A 17,297-nucleotide genomic window follows, 5' to 3' on the forward strand; every position below is an offset into this window, starting at 1 on the left:
CGCTTTTGAAAATTGCAAATGACAGGTCCAGCAGGTGAACAGTGCGTCCAACTATTCAGCTGCCGTCACCTGTGCGTGCCTTTGCGTGGTCTCGGTCGCCACTCGGAATGCGGAATCGTGCCCAACGTCGCCTCGCTTGGCCATTCCATAGTCGGGTGCCCAACCTAGCCGGCGCATTGCGTCGTCGATGACGCCCCAGACTTCGGCGGTGTCGGCTGAACGGTCTGAGCCTGCAAGGGCAAGGAGTTGGCGACGCAGATCGGCCTCCGCCTCAGTCATTCCCTGAAAGTACAAGGGCGAAAGCAAGTACGAGTGGCTCTCGGTGGCATAGGCCGCCATCATGTCCAAAAACACTTCCAGTTCTCGACCGGCCTTTGCTGAAGCAGTGCGCTTCGCTGTTTCGTCGCCGGAGGGGAACTCCGTATCGGTCATGGCAACGATGTCCAGCTTTCCCTTCCACACGAGGTTTTGCATCGGTTCTTGGAAGAGGGACAGGACAGTGCCCATTTCACGATCAGTGGTGCTCTTCGCGGGGAGGGCGCGCCGGACGTCGTGCACAATCTCGTGGAAGTGGTCATCCGCCAGTCCGAAGCCCACAAAAAGCAGATGATGCGTCAACAGATGTGCCTTCACAAGCGCCGAGAGGGCGTCGCGGTTAGTGTTGTAGCCCAGATAGTCGTCACGGGTGAGCACGATGCTCTCCGGCCGGCTCACGGAGCCATGCAGCTTGAGTAGCCAGTTGTTCCCGACGGCGGGCACGTCTTCAGGCAAAACAGTGCGCGGACGCTGGGCATCCCGGCATGCCACCTCGAAGAGCTGATCGTAGTTCAGAGTGATAGCTCCGCTGGACGGCAGGGTTGCCAGCAGAGCGGGAGCCAAGCCGTACTTCTTAAGTTTTACGGCGTCGCTCACCGCAATGCCGAAGGCCTCTTGCGTGCCGTACTTTTCCGTATACAGCTGCGAGAGGATGCCGGCTTGGTCAAGCAAGGGCAGCCACTCAAAGGCCTTATCGCCCTGATCGTCAAGCTCGACGCCTTCCTTTAGCTTCTGAAGCAATTCTTTCCAGGTGGGTGCCCCGGCGCTGACACTGACGCCGGCGCCTAAGAAGGGAACCACGTGCCCTGACCGTGCTTGGTGCCCAAGCCATTGGGCCTTCTCCTGAAGCTTTGCGTCCAGTCCTGACCAGGCGGATGTCCCGCTCTCATCACGCCGCAGCTTCTGTGCCAAGGAGAATGCAGCGCGATCCCTCAGGACCAGGACAATGTCCACCTCGTACTTTCTGGAGAGCTTTTGGCTTGTCGTGAGGATGGCCCGGAGTGCCGCCCCAAGATGCTGTCCGGCGCCACCGCCGTCCGTACCGAAAAAGGGCAGGGCCAAAAGTCTGTAGGGTCTGTATGCCGGTAGAGGAACCTCCCGGACGCAGCACTCGACAAAAGCTTCGATGCGCTGAGTTACAGCCAGCTCGTCCCACCGGCCGTCGAGTGGAACTGCTGTAAGGACGGGCCGGGGTTTTGACTCATCCCACGGGCGAATGACCTCTGCCAGGCTCGTTCCCTGTCTGAACTTGCTTGAAGCGGATTTGGCGGCGAACTCTCGGAGGTTTTTGTCGGCCGCCAGCCAGTGGTTTTCGATGCGGACGTGCGAATCGGTGGGGAGCAGCCAGGCATCACATCGGAGGTTGAGGATGTCCGCCATTGCTACAAAGACGTGAGGTTTAGTGGTGTCCGGGGTGCTCATGCCGTCGCTCCAGAGAACGGTTTTTGAGGCATTTTGACGCCCTTTAATCCGTGGCGTTTGTGCACGCCTTTGCGGACTTCCACATTTGCGAACGGTGCTATGCGTTCTTTGTCGTGAAGTGTCCTCATGGCCGGCGCGGGGACGGATGCGGCGAAGGTGCGGAGCAAATTGGACTCCGCGCCGGCGGGGTCAGAGGCTGCAGCGAAGTGAACGTAGAGATCATCCAGCTCGGCCATGGTCTTGAGCCACCAACCACCCGCGTGTGGTGAACGCTGACCGATGGCCGTGCTGTAGTACTGCCGGACCCTCGTTTGAACCGAGGTTCCGGCTAGGCCCGCGTAAAGGATGGGTGTCTCTGGAATCCAAAAAGCACCAATACGGCTGGCCAACTCGTGATCTGAAGCCGCCCTGCCGTCGATGGTCGGATTGGGGCACAGCATTCTCAGTGCACGGAATGCCAGCGGATCTGGGCTGTAGGTCGGGACGTGCCCCGCTGCGTCACCAAGGGAAGGCGTCGATGCCACCACATAAACCCCCGGAACATTGAGGGGGACCGAAGTGCCCCATGGTACGACGCCGTCGGGCTCGAGTCCGCTCCTGGTAAAAAGATCCCCCACAGAAATTGTCATGCGCCCAATGCTAATAGAGGCATCTGAAATCTTTGTTTTTGTCACACCCGCCAAATACCCTGGCGCAGTGAACACATTTGATGGGGGACTCGGCCGGGAAGTGCTTCCGGAGGGACTTTACGAACTTCTATACACAACGGGCGTTGAATCCAAGCTGTCGTTGCTGCCCGAGCTCGACTCGGTCGTTGACGACGTCGACCCGGACGATAGCCCCGACGTCCTTTCCCGTCACATCGCGGAGGCTGTGAGGAATGCGCTGTCCGCCACGAAGCCGGAAGAACGCGTGGCACTCGCCAACAAATTCCTGTCGCAGCTGCAACCCGAAATCCAGGTGACGCCAGGTCCGCGTCAATTGCTCTCCCTCCATAAGCCTGACGCTCTAAAGCGACGTCAGCTCAGACGGCCAGCCACAAAGCTGAGCGAGTCGGCACTTCTCACAAATGGCAAGGACGATCCAAACCTCGCCGCTGAGCTGAGGACGGAAATCGAGTCGGCAAATACCGTCGATCTGCTCTGCGCCTTCGTGAGGTGGACGGGCCTGCGGCTTCTCGAACCGGCTCTTGAGCAGTTGAACGAGCGCGGCGTGAAATTCAGGGTCATCACCACCACCTACATGGGCGCCACGGAACGCCGAGCTATTGATGAGCTCGTCCGACGTTACGGCGCCGAGGTAAAGATCAGCTACGAAACCCAGGCTACGAGACTTCATGCCAAGGCTTGGCTTTTCAGGCGCAATACTGGTTTTGACACCGCATATGTCGGCAGCTCGAACCTCAGCCAGGCTGCCCTGCTTGATGGCTTGGAATGGAATGTCCGGCTCAGCGCCATCGCAACTCCGGACCTGCTTAAGAAGTTCGAGGTCACCTTCGACAGCTATTGGGAGCAGAAGGCTTTCCAGGCTTACGACCCCGAGCGCGACGGCGACAGGCTCGACGCCGCCCTGGAACGGAACGGTGGGAAGCGAACTGCCGCTCCGAATGATGTCACAGGTTTGGAAGTCGTCCCCTTCCTCCATCAGGAGGAGATGCTCGAAGACCTGGAAGCTGAGAGGTCCAAACGGTTCAACCGTAATCTCCTTGTGGCAGCGACAGGGACTGGAAAGACGGTAATCGCCGCGCTCGATTACAAGCGGCTCTGTGAAGCGGCCGGAAGGCGATTGTCTCTGCTGTTCGTTGCGCACCGGCAAGAGATCCTCAAGCAGTCACTGCGTACCTACCGCAATGTTCTGCAGGACGGAGCCTTTGGTGAGCTCTATGTCGGCGACCACAAGCCACAGGACTGGAAACACTTGTTTGCCTCTGTACAGTCACTGGCTTCATTCGGCGTCCAGAGCTTCGACGTCGAGCAATTCGATGTCGTAGTCATCGATGAGTTCCACCACGCCCTGGCGCCAACCTATCGGCAAGTGCTTGATTACCTGCAGCCCCAACAGTTGCTCGGTCTTACGGCTACTCCGGAGCGCGGCGATGGTGGAAACGTCGCTAAAGAGTTCTTCGAGGGAAGAACAGCCAGTGAGCTTCGGCTCTGGGACGCATTGGACGCCGACCTCCTCGTGCCGTTCCATTACTTCGGAGTTTCCGATGATGTGGACCTCAGTCGTTTGGAGTGGAAACGCGGCAATTACGATACAGCTCAGCTCGACCGTCTCTACACGGGCAACGACGCCCGAGCGGCGAAGGTCATTCGAGAGCTTCATGACAAGGTTGTCGGCACGGAACACATGCGGGCCCTTGGGTTCTGTGTTTCGGTCCAGCACGCCCACTACATGGCCCGGGTTTTCAACGACGCCGGCATCACCTCGGTCGCCATCGACGGCGGAACCGACGAGGCCGCACGCGCAGACGCCATTGCCCGGCTGGGCAACAGAGAAATAAATTGCATCTTCGCGGTCGATGTCTTCAACGAGGGACTGGACATCCCAGAGGTTGACACCATCCTCATGTTGAGGCCGACCCAGAGCGCCACGGTTTTCCTGCAGCAGTTGGGCCGAGGCTTGCGCCGCGCGGACGACAAGGCTGTCCTCACTGTCCTGGACTTCATAGGCCAACAGCGTCGTGAGTTCCGATTCGATCTTCGTTACCGAGCGCTGACTGGCTATGGACGAAAACAACTTGAAAAGGCTGTCGAGGAAGAATTTTCGTATCTTCCTTCTGGCTCGCAAATTGTGTTGGATCGTGTCGCTCAGAAAGTGGTGCTGGACAACATCAAGGCCCAACTCCGCTTCAACCGGAACCAGGTGATCAACGACGTGGCCTCTTACGGCGAAACCGAACTGGCCTCGTACCTGCGGGAGTCGGGTAATGAGCTGAAGACGATATATCGCTCGACCCGAGACTCGTGGACGGGCTACCTTCGCCAGGCTCAACTGATCGAAGGATTCTCCCCCCTGGAATCCGTGCTCAAAGGCATGCATCACGATCGATCGGGTGCCGAGGAGAAGAAGCTGCTCGGGCGGATGGCTGCTCTCATCCACGTTGACGACCAGGAGCGGGCAGAGGTCTATTCCATGCTCGTCTCTGCAGACGCGCCCCGCTACGCGGACCTGGGCACTCGAGAGCAGACGTTCGCAAGAATGCTTTTCTACACTCTTTGGGACGACGGCGGCGGTTTCAAGACGTACGACGACGGACTGGACCACCTTCGTGCCTACGGGTTCGTATGCAGTGAGATCAAGCAAATTGTGAGGCTGGGAGTCGCGTCATCCAAGCATGCTGCCAAGGGGCTGGGCGCCGGCCTTCAGCACATTCCGTTGTTGACGCACGCAACCTATCGACGTGAAGAAGTTCTTGCGGCCCTGCAGTATGGCTCTCTGGAACTCGGGAAGAACGTGCAGCACCGTGAAGGAGTTGCCTGGTGCCCAGCATCTGCAACGGATGCCTTCTTTGTGACCTTGAATAAGGACGACCGAAAGCACTCCGCAACGACTATGTACAAGGACTACGCCATTAGTCCGGAGCTGTTTCATTGGGAGTCGCAGAATGCCACGTCGCCATCGAGCCCCACTGGCAAGCGCTACCTGGACCGGCGAGCACACGGGTCACATGTGCTCCTCTTTACCCGCGACACCGCTGAAGACGAGACCGGCCTGACGGTTCCATATACATGCCTCGGGCAGGCCGACTACGTGCAGCATTCCGGGGAAAGGCCCATAGCAATCACGTGGAGGCTCCACCGCCCGATGTCTGCGGACACGTTCGCCACTGCCGCAGCCGTCGCGAAATAGTGCATACTCAACGAGGGTTCTTCGCGATTCAGCAGTTGTGGAACGGCTCTGAGGGTGCATCGATAATGTAGCTTCGCCCCGTCCAGAACCAAGAACTTCCCTTTACGCATGCGGTCGTTAGCGCACTCGACCGATACGAGAGGGTTGGAGAGTCGGCGCTGAAGGTGATGTCGCCGTCGTCGATGTCTTAAAGGCGCCGTTGCCGGGGCGCTTCGGGGCAATTGGAAACGTGGGCTGGGTTTTGGGGCAGCGCCACATCCGGTGCACGTTGAAGAACACTTGCGTCACATATTGACTGTGAGCCGCCTCACCGACACAATAAATGAACGCAATTCATTTCCGGCGTTGGGAGCGAAGGCCGACCACCACCCGGCCACGCCCTGACCCACCCAAACAGACCCCACACTCGCAGCCCAGAAGCATCAGCGCCGCTGCTTCGTCAACAACTGCCTGAATACCCAGGACTACCCATGACCCCCACCTCTGAAACACAATCTCCGGCAGGCGAGAAGCTCGTGGGGCCAACCTCCGCTAAGCCGACTGAACAAAACTGGCGCCGCGTCCTTGGCGTTCCTTCGCTTGTCCTGCTGGGCCTCGTTTACATGGTGCCGCTGACGATCTTCAGCACCTACGGCATCGTGGTGGAACTGACCGGTGGTCGCCTCTCCGCGGCCTACGCCGTGACGCTTGTGGTCATGCTGTTCACCGCCCGCTCGTATGGCCGGATGTCGCAGGCGTTCCCATTCGGTGGCTCTGCCTACACGTACGCGACGCGCTCATTCGGCGCGGGCCTGGGGTTCATGGCGGGCTGGTCGCTCCTGCTCGACTATCTCTTGTTGCCAATGATCAACTACCTGCTCATCGGCATTTACATGGAGGCCGCGTTCCCCGCTATCCCGGCGTGGGTGTTCATGATCGTTTCCATCGCCGCGGTCACGGTGCTCAACGTCCTGGGCATTACTGCGATCGCGAAGGCCAATTTCGTGGTGGTGGGGCTGCAGGCGCTTTTCATCGTCCTGTTCGTTGCATTAGGGCTCTCATCCGTCACCGGCGTCGGCAACCTCGACCTCATGGTTCCCTTCACTGGAGCCGAGGGCGCGGACGGGCTATCGCCGATCTTCGCGGGCTCGGCCATCCTGTGCCTTTCCTACCTCGGGTTCGACGCCGTTTCGACCTTCGCGGAGGAGACCAAAGACCCGAAGCGCAACCTGCCCAAGGCCATCATGCTGACCACGGTCCTGGCCGGCGTCATCTTCCTCGGCCTGGCTTACATCAGCCATCTGGTTCTGCCGGTCAGCACCTTCAACGACGTCGACTCGGCCGCCATCGAGGTCATCGGCAAGGCCGGCGGCGAGCTGCTTGTCGCCTTCTTCACCGCCGCCTACATCGCAGGCAGCCTCGGCTCTGCCCTGACCTCTCAGGCTTCGGTCTCGCGCATCATCCACTCGATGGGCCGCAGCGGCGTCTTCCCAGCAGCGCTAGGCAAACTGCATGCCCGCTTCGGCACGCCTGTTCTGCCGATTCTCCTGACCTCAGCTGTTTCGTTGCTGGCGCTCGTCTTGGACCTGTTGACCATCTCGTCGCTGATCAGCTTCGGCGCGCTCGTTGCTTTCTCGGTGGTGAACCTCGCGGTGATCAAGCACTACTACTTCGACCAGAAGGAACGCGGAGCCCGCGGCATCGTTCACAACTTGGTGCTGCCCGCTGTTGGGTTCGCGCTCACGGTCTGGTTGTGGACGAGCCTGAGCGGTCTGTCGCTCGGTTTCGGTCTGGCGTGGGCGGCTGTTGGGCTGGCTTACCTTGCGTACTTGACGCGCGGATTCCGTCGGCCGCCGCCTCAATTGGACTTGAAGGAAGCGTAAGCGTGGACGCTGCGCCCATGATGGGCGAGAGTAATGGGACAACGTGTGGCGACTGAAGCCGGGCTACAGGCTTCGACGTTCCCCAACCATCGCCATCTCCGCAGAGTTCACATAACTTCTTCTGCGTTTTTCAAGCCGCGCCTGCTGGCCCGGCGTCGGGAGCCGCGCGCCTTTCGCGCGGTTGCAACGGCTGCACGCTGCAGCGAAGTTTCGCAGGGAAGTCGCACCTCCCTTGGACCATGGGTAGTAGTGGTCTCCGTGTTCCGCAGGCCGGGAGCAGCGACCGCCGAAGGCTGACTCCAGTTCGCATTGTCCGTTTGCACGCGCCATGCCGGTTCGTCGCTGTTGCCGACTGAAGCGTCGAATGGGATCGCGACGACGAATGTCCCTGGCTTGGATTGTGGAAGCCGCAGCGACCAAGACGATCATGCATCCGGCGGGCACAGCGATAGCTTGCAGAAAGGCACCGCCGAGCGATTCTAGGAGGCCCCCAGCCGAGTTGAGTCCAGAAAATACGCTCGCAGCAGCACTCTGCAAGGACGCTATTCCGGTGATCAGGAGCCACGCTGTCACAGTGACGAGGGCCAAGCGCAGCGCCTGTCTCGTCCAGTAGATGCGGCTCAAAGTTGTTCTGAATGACGGCCCCTCTGCCATGACCCGACGCTATCACCGACGGGATGGCGGGAGGAGGCATGAGCCCATTCCTATTCTTTAGATATCTTTCCCGCCACGTATTCCGCATCCAAGCCCACCCCGCCCAGGATGGACGAGTAGTGGCGCGTCAGCCAGGGAAGCCCCACGGCATATAGCCCGGCCTGCTCGGTGACGCCCCCTGTGTGCTTCGGGTAGCCCCACTCATCCAGCAAAGGCATGTCCAGGAACGAGAAGTCCAGCCCATATCCGGTCGCCCACAACACCGAAGTGATCCCAGCATCGGCCAGGTTCAACGAAGCAGATTCCGACGGAAGCCAGTCGTCCTCGGGAACCGGCTCCTGCTCGGGAGGATCCAGCCCGGCCGCCGCGATGTAGCCGTCAATGGCCTTCCGCATGCGCTGGTTGAACCCTTGCTCGACTGTTGTGAGGCGTTCGGGGAGGTCGTCGCTGAAGGTGATGTCGCCGTCGTCGATGTTTTCCAGGCGGCCGTGCAGGTGCATGCCGCGGCGGCCGAGTTCGCGGAGGTGGATGTCGTGGCCGCCGTCGGTGCCGGAGAGCAGCGGGTTGCACGCGAAGCGCGCGGCAGGGGACGGGAGCGCCTCGCGGGTGAGGGCTTTGATGCCGACATCGGGGCCGTGTTTGCCGGTTTCGAGAAGCCAGTAGAGGATGTCGTAGCCGCGGTAGCGGCGGGGCGCTTCGGGGCAGGTGGAAACGGCGAGGTGGACTTCGCGGCCGGCGTCGTGCAGTTCCTCGGCGATCTGCCCGCCCGACTGGCCCGTGCCGACGATGAGGACGGCGCCATCGGGGAGTTGCTGGGGGTTGCGGTAGTCGTGCGTGTGGAGCTGGGTGATTTCCTTGGGCAGCCTGGCGGCCATGGCGGGGAGCTTGGGGACCTGGTAGGCGCCGGTGGCGAGCACGACCTTCTTGGCTTGCATGCTGCCGAGCGAGGTCTGCAGGTTGAAGGTGCCGTCCTTTGTGGCGGACAGTCGGGTGACGTCGACGCCGGTATGTACAGGCGCGTCGATGACCTCGGCGTAGCGTCTGAGCAGGTTCACGATGGCGTTGCGGGGGAGGAAGGCTTCGGGCTCGTCGCCGGTGTAGGGCATGCCGGGGAGGTCGAGCGTGAAGTTGGGGGTGTTCATGTAGAATCCGTCCCAGCGGTCCTGGTAGGCGCCGCCGAGGGAGTCGCGCCGTTCCAGGAGTTGGTGTTCGACGCCGGCCCGCGTGAGCCAGTAGCTGGTGGCGAGACCGGCTTGGCCGGCGCCGATGATCACGGTATCTGGGGCGGATCCCATGGCGTGGATTGTACGCTCGGGGGCCTCACTTGGGGATGGGTTCTGAGGTTGCCGAGAATCAGCCCGCAGTGAGCGCTGCCAGCCGGCTACATTCCTCCCACAGCCGCTTCCGCGCGGCCGGGTCTGAGCCCATGCCCGGAGTGGGCAGCTGCTTACGCTTGGCCCACAGTTTGCCGGTGACGCCCGCCGTCTCGGGCGAGGTGGCGAGCCAAACGGGAGTGTCAGCAGCTTCCTCGGCGGGCTTACCCAAGGCGTTCGTCAGTAAGCGGAAGGGACCGCCAATATCCAGCAGCAGCCGGGTGTTCTTCACCAGGCCGGGGTGCGCGGCGTTCACCACCACGTTGGACCCGCGGAGGCGCTCGGCGAACTCCTGCGTCAAGAGAACCCGGGCGAGCATGGTGGGTGGGGTGGCACGGATGTAGCTGTACTTGCCGTTCGCGGTCTGCAGATCGTCGAAATCGATCTTGGTGACCGATGGACCGCCGGAATACTTGGACGCGATGTTCACTACCCTGGAGGTCTGCTGGATGCTGCCGCGTTTGAGTGCATCCTCGAGCAAACGGGTGAGCAGAAAGTAGCTCATCACGTTAGTGGCGAAAGTGAGCTCAAGCCCGTCCGGGGTCACCGTACGTTCCTTGCGGAAGACGCCGGCCGCGTTGACCAACAGGTTGAGCTGCTGGTGCCGCGACTCGAACATCTCGACGGCGGCCCGAACGGAGGCCTGGATCGAGACATCGCAGGGGAGCGGCTCAAGCGACGCTTGGGGGACAACAGCCCGAATATCCCGGATGACCTCTCCGGCCCGGGCCTCCGACCGGGCAACCACCACTACCGTTGCTCCTTCTCGCGACAATGCCGTGGCAATGGCCTTGCCGAGGCCGCCCGCGGCGCCGGTCACCAGCGCTGTTCGTCCAACCATGGAGGGCATAGCTCGATCACAGCACTTCTTTGTCGGTTTGGCGAGGGACAGGCTACCTCTTGATCCCGGGAGGCACGACTTCTCTCGATGCCAACGACGGGTCGAAACCGTTGACCTCCGTGTATGTGCCGCCCAGTTGTTGGGCCAACGTGTTCAGGTTCTTGCCGCTCCAGTCCTCGTCCAATGCCAAGGACAAGTCTGCGACGATCCAATGCGCTCTGCGGTTTCCCTTAGGGTGCGCCACGGTGAGGGGAGACGCTAGGCTTCTTGGAAAATATCGTGGGGGACGATCTTGAAAATGACTACAAAGACAAAGCTCCGTGCTCTGAACATAGCCGCCAAAGTAGTTTTGCTGACGGTTCTGGTCCTTCAACTCACGCACGTGATCAATGGGTTCTGGAGCCTATCGATTATGGTGCTCGTCGGGGTCCCGGCCACGGTTGCATGGGTGGTGTTGGAGAGACGGTTGGGCGCAGAGCGGATGCAGGACAGGGCGTAGGGGCAGCATCCACCGGCATACTCATGCTCGTCGCGTCTGCTTCGGATTCCGCCCCGCCCACACCTCGGATCTGAAGAACCTGCGAAGCACTTCCTCGCCACCATCAGCGATGCCTACCTCGGAACCCGAAAGGACGAAGAGCGGCATAAACCCCTTCTGCCTCGCGATGTAGTTAGCCAGGTCCAGAGGAGACCTGTCAGCCAAGGACATGCGTTCACCGGCAAGAAGCCGCGTGGTGACATCCTCACAGCCAGACATCTGCAGGATCACACGGAGCTCGAAGTCGCGGAGGATATCCGGCTCCCAGATGCTCCTCAGGCACTTCCCACCAGCCATATGTCTTCGCCCCCATCAAACCCGTTGCGTGTACTCCGACTAGTTACGTGAGCCGCACCCAAGGTTCGTGACGGACAAAGCTGCCGTGCCGCCGTCGTTCGCGTCGCTCAATCGGTGGACTTGGCACCCTGCTTCATTCGCCTTAGGCGGCAAAGTGCGCGGGCCCGCCTAGAAGCTCGCCTGACTCGTTCACGGAAGTACCACGCCAGTGCGAGGCCCAGGATCACAAGCGGGAGCAACTCAGGGGCCAGGGCGAACGTGCCGACGATGATCTCGAATGTTTCCAAACCAACGAGGGAGGCGGCCGCACACCAGATCCAGCCGCCGAACAGTGCGGCTCGGGTGGCAATTCGGAGAATGAAACGGCGGGTGAGTCTCCAGCGCAGGACCAGGAAACGAAGCGGCCACGAACGGAATCGGCCGGGTTGGGGGCGAAGCAAAGACAAGAGGGTATTGAGAGACATGCGGGGAGCTCCTTGTGGCGGCATCGAGAGAACTGTCACGAGATCGCCCAAAGAGGAGCAGCACAGGCAGCGTGATGATGTGTTCCAGCGGTTATGCGACGGATTTCACCGGGCTGCGCGGAGGCTCCTGGGGCGGCAGCGAAGCCAGCCAGGAGGGCGTGGTCCCGTCCCGCCCTTGGGGACAGACCTGACTAATGACAGTGAGCCCGGTTGGGGCTCGTCACGCATTGACGGCGCGTTGGTGCGGACCACCAGAGCGACGACGGCGCAAAGCAATGCTCGGAACGTATGGGCCATGTGGACCGTCACGGCCAGGACGAGAGCGAGAAGAGCGAAGACGGTCAGCGGAGGAGCCCCGGCGCTGACCGTCGTGCGGATTGCTACGTCAGCCTGGACAAAGTGTCCCAGCAGGACCCATCCGAGCAATGACGCTGCACCTCCCCAAATTGCACTCACACGGCCACAGGCTACGGCTTCTTGGCGGATTTCGGAGCTTTGGCAGCCTTCGGCGGCAGTGTTGCAACGTACGCAAAGGCTTTCGCCACCCAAGGCTCCGCTTGGGCGGGATCTTCGTTCCAGGCCTCCGGCAGGCCCACGTATCCGCCCATGGGGCGCTCCTCGGGAACGAAGTGTTGCGTCTGGTGGTTGGCTTCGAGTTCGGCTTTGTCGCTTTCGGAAAGCTTCACGCCGATGGTGGGTCCAAACAACCCCGCGAACATGTTGCCGTTCACGAATGCTCCAAGGTTGCCGAACATTGGTTTGACCACCACGTCAGGATGATCGGGAACCACGGAACGGAAACGCTCTTTGTCGGCTTCTGACGGCTTGGGCATCTGCATGCGATGTTCCTCCGGGAGTAGGGGATGGGTGCAGCATACGGCGGGGCGTGGCACGTCAGATAGGGGCCATGCGGCGTAGGGGCCGATACGCCGGTCCGTCATGTCGCCGCCGTTAGCGCCACTCGTCTGGAGGCATCTTCGACTTCAAACTGGACCGCGCAGGGAGTGGACGGACAGTTGACACATTCCATCACTCGCCGTCGGTAGAACGGTTGCGTTCCCCAGCCGAGCCTGCACCCACTCCCATCCGATCAGCTCCTGTTCCAGCCGCACGCGGTTGCCGTACGAGTCCGATTGCAAGCCCTCGTACACTCGTGCTTCGTCAGGCGTGAGGCGCCCAAGCAGGGCGCGCGATGGTGCCGGCTCCTCGCTCCAGGACTCGCGATGTTCCAACAGCGTCTCTTCGTCCATCAGCACACTCACCACGTGGGGATGGACTGAACGGAGCTGGTCGAGGATGCGGAACCCGTGCGTATCAAGATCGCCCCAGTAATGGACTTCGCAGTCCCGAAGCCATGAGGCGTCGCGCAATGAAGAGAAGCCGTACCCCTTGCCAAAGATCGCCAATGTTCCAGGCTGTTCCGGGAGGGAAAGGAAGTTGACGAGGTTCTCGGTGATGATCACCCTGGTCACTGGGAGTCGGAGAGACTCGAACGCCTCAGCGGTAACCGTGATGTCCCGCGCGCCACCCAGGACTTCCAACGATGGGTCCAGAACCCGGAAGCGAACCTGCTCAGGCGGATGGAGGAAACCATGCCTTTCAGCGAAACGGGCGCCAGAGGTTCGGGCCGGGCGCGCGTCCAACAAAACCTCAAGGTCGGAAGGCTGTTGGGACAGATCCTCTGCAGACGCCTGCGAACCCACCAGCGCCTCCAACATCTCGTCGATGGTCCTGCGGTGCGCCTCGATGAACTTGGTGTGCACACCCGGCAAGCTGAGCTGCCGGACGTAGACCCCTGGCGAAGGATTGCTCTGGAGCCACAGCGCCACCCCGGCGGCAACCAGCGCGGAGTCACCGAGATCCAGCAGCTGCTTTGGTCGCTTCGCGGCCCAGGAAAGCAGCAACGAATCCAATCCCGCCAACGAATCGGCCAGGGACAGGAACCGCTGAAGCTCCCGTGACTTCCCTGCGAAAGCAACCTCGTCCTCAACCGAAGCAAACACAGCTGCAGCGGGAACCTGATTTGAACCGATAGTGGCGCGGCCGATGTCTACAGTCTCCAAACTGAACGGTCCTGCAGCGGAGAACAATGCTGCCGCCCAATCCCTGGCAGCAGCGTAGTTGTCCCGCAACTCCGCAGCCGAAGGTCGCTTCAACACCCGGCGCCGCGGGTAGACACCAGACGGTTCAAGGGTTTCCCGCAGCAGCTGGCCCCTGTCCCAGGCAGTAACGGACAAAGCCCGCAGGGCGCTAAGAGATGTCCAACCTGATGACTTAGCCGGCATACCGTTCCCGTTCCTCGCGGTACTCGGTGATGGTCATGTTCCTGAGCTGCGAATCGTTGCCGTTGATATTGGCTACGAAGCCCACATGTGCCACAAACGGTTCGATGACGTTGATCTTCTGCAAGGGTGTCACGATGAGAAGTTGGAGTTTCATGCGTTGGAACAGCTCCATGCCGTACCGGGCTGACTCGTCGGACCCGCGTCCGAAGGCCTCGTCGATCACCACGAATCGGAAGCTCCGGTCCTTCGCGACGCCCCGCGGCGTACTCTTGACGCCGGCTAAACCAAACTGGAATGCCAGCGCCGCGGCCAAGATCGTGTAGGCGAGCTTCTCCTTTTGTCCGCCTGACTTTCCTCCGGAGTCAGTGAAATGCTCGAACTCCTCGCTGGTTTCCGTCCATCGCTCAGACGCTGAGAACGTGAACCAATTCCGCACATCGGTGACCTTGGCAGTCCACCGTTCATCCAAAGCCGTGAACCCTTCGCGGCCGCGGAATCGTTCGATGAGCCTTTCCACCTGCAGGTACTTTTGCTCGGAGTACTGCTCATCGTCACCGATGGTTCCTTCGGAGCAGGCGCGCAGATCGACGCCGAACTGCCGTACGTCCAGATCCGAGGAGTTCTGGTGCTCCAACTGGATGTGCCGGCCCGCGTTGTACTCAATCTCCGCCAGAGACCGATTGATCTCGCTGATCCTGCTTATGATGCTCTGCCGCCGCGCATCCAGGAAGGCGTTGAACGCCACAACCTCGTGGATGGTGTTCTGCGTCAAGGACTCCTTGAACCGCGCCTCAAACCGCGGAAGGTCATCGCGTTCCAGTTGTTCAAGGAGCCTGTTGAACTCGTCAGCGGCATCCAACGTGGCGTCGATGTCTGTGGTTTCGTTCGGGTAGTCGTGCCTGAAATCGGCCATGAGGCGGACCGTAGATGTCTCGGCCCTCGCGATGCTCTTCGTCAGGGCATCAATGGTGGCGGTCAGCCCAGATCGGACCTTGCTCTCGGCCGTCGCGGTGTTCTTGTACGTCAACGCTTGCTCGCCCAGAGCCTCGGCGGTGAGCTTCGCGACGGCAGCCAGTACGTCGCCGTCGTCCGTCAACGGGTGCTCACCAAGGGTGAGGCGGCAGGCCTCGATGGCCTCTGCGATGTCTCGGGCCGCGTTGCCATTCGCGCCGATCCGTTCGCGGACCTTATCGGACCGGTCCTGCAGTTTGCCGATGCGCCCCTCGACTTCCGACTCTTTGGCTGTCAGTTGTTGCAACACGCTGCTGGCGGTTTGCAGCTCAAGCTTCTCTGCCTTCAGTTCCTGGATCTTGCGCGTAGACAGTTGCCAGTTAATCTCCTGGAACTCGGTAAAGAACCCGATGGTGTTCAGATGCTGTCCCCGCCGCTGGGCAGATCCAAGGGCAGCGTCCACCTTGGCCAACTCCGCCAGGACGCTCCGGTGTTTGCCATCCACGTCATCACGCTCTGTGCGGATACGACCGATCTTCTCGTGATTGTCCCAACCCAACACAAAGTTGCGCCTGTCCATGAGGCCTTTGCGGTCGTCCTTTTCATGCCGCCCCCGCGGTCCCTTCAACTGCCCGTTGACGGTGACAGCTTTGGGGTACCTGCGGAAGTCGTCCATGGTGTCGCAGCACGTGTAATCGAAACGCGTGCTGAGCTCATCCAGCAGGAAATCGCGGAAGGGTGTTCCCTGTTTGATGGAAATTTTGGCGCCCAGCGTCCCTGGCGAGGCCGGGCGGGATGAGTACGAGTCACCCACCTTCCGGTACACCAGCTTGCCCTTGAGGTCGTTGGCGTCCACCCACGAACTCACCGCGGCATAATGCTCTGCTGACACCAGGAGGGACAATGCGAAGCCCCGCAGTGTGCGCTCGGCCGCGCCTTCCCAAACGGACTCGCCTTCGCGGACCCGCAGCAACTCTGCGGCGTAGGGAAGTGCGGACTCGGCGATGCCTGTACCCGCACAAATGGAACGCCGCATGTCTATCTGGGGCGTTTCGAGCAACGTGGTGCGGGAGCCGAGGCTTTTCAGTTCGGTGTCCAAGTAGTCCCGCCGAACGCCCAACTCGTTGAGCTCTGAATGGAAAGCCGTGCGCCGATCCTGCAGCTCCGATGCCTGCGCCACCAGGCTCTCTTCGATCTCGGCGAGTCGACTCCGGTTCGCGTCGAACAGCACCCTGTCCTCGGGAACGTTCAGTCGAAGTTCGACGGCGGCAGCTGAGTATTGCTCGAAGCGCTTGCGTTGCAGCTGGGCTGCTTCTTCGAGCTGGGACGCTTCGGCGTCGATGGCAGCAAGCCTGCCTCCGCCACTGGTGCGGATGTCTTCCTGGATAACGGACAGCTCGTGACGGAGCCGGGTGAGATCAGAAGCCAACTGGGTGCTGTCTTCCCTGAGTTTTTGGCCGGCCCGCTCCAGCTCTTCTTGGTGGGCCAGACTCAGGGTGAGCTGCTGGCTGGTGAACCAGGCGTGCAGCTGATCGCGTTGGGCGCGGGCGCTCTCTTCCTCGGAGCTGAGCTTGCGGTGGGTGGCCGCACCTGCACGGATCGGCTTCAACAATTCGATCTGGTCCTTGGCCCTCACCACTGCTTCGTGCGCCTTCTTGAGGTCATCGAAGTGGCTGATCAGCTTGGCGATCCGCGAGTTCACATCGTCGTCCTCCAACATGTTGGTGCGGACAAAGTGCGTAATGTTCTCCACCTGTTTCATGGAGACCGTTCGGTGAAAGAGCTCCATGGCTTGGTTGCCGGTGATTCCGAAGTGGCGCTTGAAGGCTCCTGCGTAGGGATCGAAAGAGTCATGAACTGTAACGCCGGCGTCCTTGAGGCGCTTCTTCAACTTGGCGGGTTCTTGCCCGAAGTTTGAAAAGTCCTCGGTGATGGTTTGCTCCCGCTCCGCCAGGGAATAGAAACGCGTGGGCTGACCGGCTTCCTGTGTGGTCCATAGAGTGATGCCCAGAGTGACTGTCTTCCCCATCACAGCGTTGTGGAAGACGCCCAGCACCACGGTGAGGGTTCCTGGATCCCGCAATGCCACGGGCTTGGAGTATTCACCGCCGGTGCTCCGGGTGTTCTTGTGGTATCCCCGAACGTAGGACATCAGGCTCCGCTCACGCTTCTGTGCCCCTGCTGCCTTGTTGTACTCAATCCGGTTGGCTGGGAGGAGCAACGTGGTGATGGCGTCCACCACTGTGGACTTCCCGGAACCGATATCGCCGGTGAGCAAGCTGTTGGCGCCTTCCAGATGGAAGGTCCGTACACCGCCGTGGAAGGTGCCCCAGTTGAGCAGTTCCAAACGCTGCAGTCGAAAACCGGGCGGCAGGCCGCCGTCGTTCGCTTCTACGGGAGGTTCCTCCAGCGTGAAGAGACTGTCCTGAACTTCTGTGTCCAT

Annotated in this window: 14 protein-coding genes; 2 read left to right on the forward strand and 12 right to left on the reverse strand. The window is 60.9% G+C overall.

The annotated features are described in order from the left end of the window. Positions 1–51: 51 nt before the first annotated feature. Both ACPFL9_RS05815 and ACPFL9_RS05820 read right to left on the reverse strand, forming a co-directional pair. The gene (locus ACPFL9_RS05815; RefSeq protein WP_426006350.1) at positions 52–1,695 is read right to left on the reverse strand and encodes an SIR2 family NAD-dependent protein deacylase; all 1,644 of its coding nucleotides are present in this window, start codon (positions 1,693–1,695) and stop codon (positions 52–54) included. 38 nt (positions 1,696–1,733) lie between these two features. Beyond that, entirely contained in the window at positions 1,734–2,411 is a 678-nt protein-coding gene (locus ACPFL9_RS05820) for a hypothetical protein (RefSeq protein WP_426007641.1), read from the reverse strand. Here ACPFL9_RS05820 and ACPFL9_RS05825 point away from each other — a divergent pair. Together ACPFL9_RS05825 and ACPFL9_RS05830 are read left to right on the forward strand one after the other, a co-directional pair. Continuing rightward, on the forward strand, positions 2,374–5,589 hold the full coding sequence (locus tag ACPFL9_RS05825; protein ID WP_426006351.1) for a DUF3427 domain-containing protein: 3,216 nt from the start codon (positions 2,374–2,376) through the stop codon (positions 5,587–5,589). The two genes, ACPFL9_RS05820 and ACPFL9_RS05825, sit on opposite strands and share 38 nt — an antisense overlap. A 470-nt stretch (positions 5,590–6,059) precedes the next feature. Continuing rightward, positions 6,060–7,451, forward strand: a complete 1,392-nt coding sequence (locus tag ACPFL9_RS05830; protein WP_426006353.1) for an APC family permease — start codon at positions 6,060–6,062, stop codon at positions 7,449–7,451. Positions 7,452–7,514: 63 nt separating this feature from the next. Here the strand turns inward: ACPFL9_RS05830 and ACPFL9_RS05835 are convergent, their stop codons facing one another. The 10 genes from ACPFL9_RS05835 to ACPFL9_RS05880 form a co-directional block, all read right to left on the reverse strand. Next, complete coding sequence (locus tag ACPFL9_RS05835) at positions 7,515–8,105, reverse strand: HNH endonuclease (RefSeq protein ID WP_426006354.1); 591 nt, start codon at positions 8,103–8,105, stop codon at positions 7,515–7,517. Between the two features lie 50 nt (positions 8,106–8,155). Then, positions 8,156–9,400: a flavin-containing monooxygenase gene (locus ACPFL9_RS05840; protein ID WP_426006355.1), complete on the reverse strand. Its 1,245-nt coding sequence runs from the start codon at positions 9,398–9,400 to the stop codon at positions 8,156–8,158. A 58-nt stretch (positions 9,401–9,458) separates the two neighbouring features. Further along, positions 9,459–10,328, reverse strand: a complete 870-nt coding sequence (locus tag ACPFL9_RS05845; RefSeq protein ID WP_426006356.1) for an SDR family NAD(P)-dependent oxidoreductase — start codon at positions 10,326–10,328, stop codon at positions 9,459–9,461. Between the two features lie 43 nt (positions 10,329–10,371). After that, positions 10,372–10,515 carry a hypothetical protein gene (locus ACPFL9_RS05850; RefSeq protein WP_426006357.1) on the reverse strand — a complete coding sequence of 48 codons (144 nt, stop codon included), beginning with the start codon at positions 10,513–10,515 and terminating at the stop codon, positions 10,372–10,374. A 324-nt stretch (positions 10,516–10,839) separates the two neighbouring features. Continuing rightward, positions 10,840–11,154: a hypothetical protein gene (locus ACPFL9_RS05855; protein ID WP_426006358.1), complete on the reverse strand. Its 315-nt coding sequence runs from the start codon at positions 11,152–11,154 to the stop codon at positions 10,840–10,842. Between the two features lie 107 nt (positions 11,155–11,261). Next, positions 11,262–11,618: a hypothetical protein gene (locus ACPFL9_RS05860; protein WP_426006359.1), complete on the reverse strand. Its 357-nt coding sequence runs from the start codon at positions 11,616–11,618 to the stop codon at positions 11,262–11,264. A gap of 105 nt (positions 11,619–11,723) precedes the next feature. Continuing rightward, complete coding sequence (locus ACPFL9_RS05865) at positions 11,724–12,074, reverse strand: hypothetical protein (protein WP_426006360.1); 351 nt, start codon at positions 12,072–12,074, stop codon at positions 11,724–11,726. 11 nt (positions 12,075–12,085) lie between these two features. Continuing rightward, complete coding sequence (locus tag ACPFL9_RS05870; protein ID WP_426006361.1) at positions 12,086–12,457, reverse strand: TfoX/Sxy family protein; 372 nt, start codon at positions 12,455–12,457, stop codon at positions 12,086–12,088. Between the two features lie 144 nt (positions 12,458–12,601). Next, a complete protein-coding gene (locus tag ACPFL9_RS05875) occupies positions 12,602–13,903 on the reverse strand; it encodes a Wadjet anti-phage system protein JetD domain-containing protein (RefSeq protein ID WP_426006362.1) in 1,302 nt (433 codons plus the stop codon). Next, positions 13,893–17,297: an ATP-binding protein gene (locus ACPFL9_RS05880; RefSeq protein WP_426006363.1), complete on the reverse strand. Its 3,405-nt coding sequence runs from the start codon at positions 17,295–17,297 to the stop codon at positions 13,893–13,895. Before ACPFL9_RS05880 ends, ACPFL9_RS05875 begins: the two co-directional genes overlap by 11 nt.

The sequence above is a fragment of the Paenarthrobacter sp. NyZ202 genome (assembly GCF_049860755.1).
GTDB lineage: Bacteria > Actinomycetota > Actinomycetes > Actinomycetales > Micrococcaceae > Arthrobacter.

Bases quoted from the DNA above. Each gene is read 5' to 3' on its own strand.
- ACPFL9_RS05815 (WP_426006350.1), bottom strand. From the start codon at position 1,695: ATGGCGGACATCCTCAACCTCCGATGTGATGCCTGGCTGCTCCCCACC.
- ACPFL9_RS05825 (WP_426006351.1), top strand. From the start codon at position 2,374: ATGCTAATAGAGGCATCTGAAATCTTTGTTTTTGTCACACCCGCCAAA.
- ACPFL9_RS05830 (WP_426006353.1), top strand. From the start codon at position 6,060: ATGACCCCCACCTCTGAAACACAATCTCCGGCAGGCGAGAAGCTCGTG.
- ACPFL9_RS05835 (WP_426006354.1), bottom strand. From the start codon at position 8,105: ATGGCAGAGGGGCCGTCATTCAGAACAACTTTGAGCCGCATCTACTGG.
- ACPFL9_RS05840 (WP_426006355.1), bottom strand. From the start codon at position 9,400: ATGGGATCCGCCCCAGATACCGTGATCATCGGCGCCGGCCAAGCCGGT.
- ACPFL9_RS05845 (WP_426006356.1), bottom strand. From the start codon at position 10,328: ATGCCCTCCATGGTTGGACGAACAGCGCTGGTGACCGGCGCCGCGGGC.
- ACPFL9_RS05855 (WP_426006358.1), bottom strand. From the start codon at position 11,154: ATGGCTGGTGGGAAGTGCCTGAGGAGCATCTGGGAGCCGGATATCCTC.
- ACPFL9_RS05860 (WP_426006359.1), bottom strand. From the start codon at position 11,618: ATGTCTCTCAATACCCTCTTGTCTTTGCTTCGCCCCCAACCCGGCCGA.
- ACPFL9_RS05870 (WP_426006361.1), bottom strand. From the start codon at position 12,457: ATGCAGATGCCCAAGCCGTCAGAAGCCGACAAAGAGCGTTTCCGTTCC.
- ACPFL9_RS05875 (WP_426006362.1), bottom strand. From the start codon at position 13,903: ATGCCGGCTAAGTCATCAGGTTGGACATCTCTTAGCGCCCTGCGGGCT.
- ACPFL9_RS05880 (WP_426006363.1), bottom strand. From the start codon at position 17,297: ATGGACACAGAAGTTCAGGACAGTCTCTTCACGCTGGAGGAACCTCCC.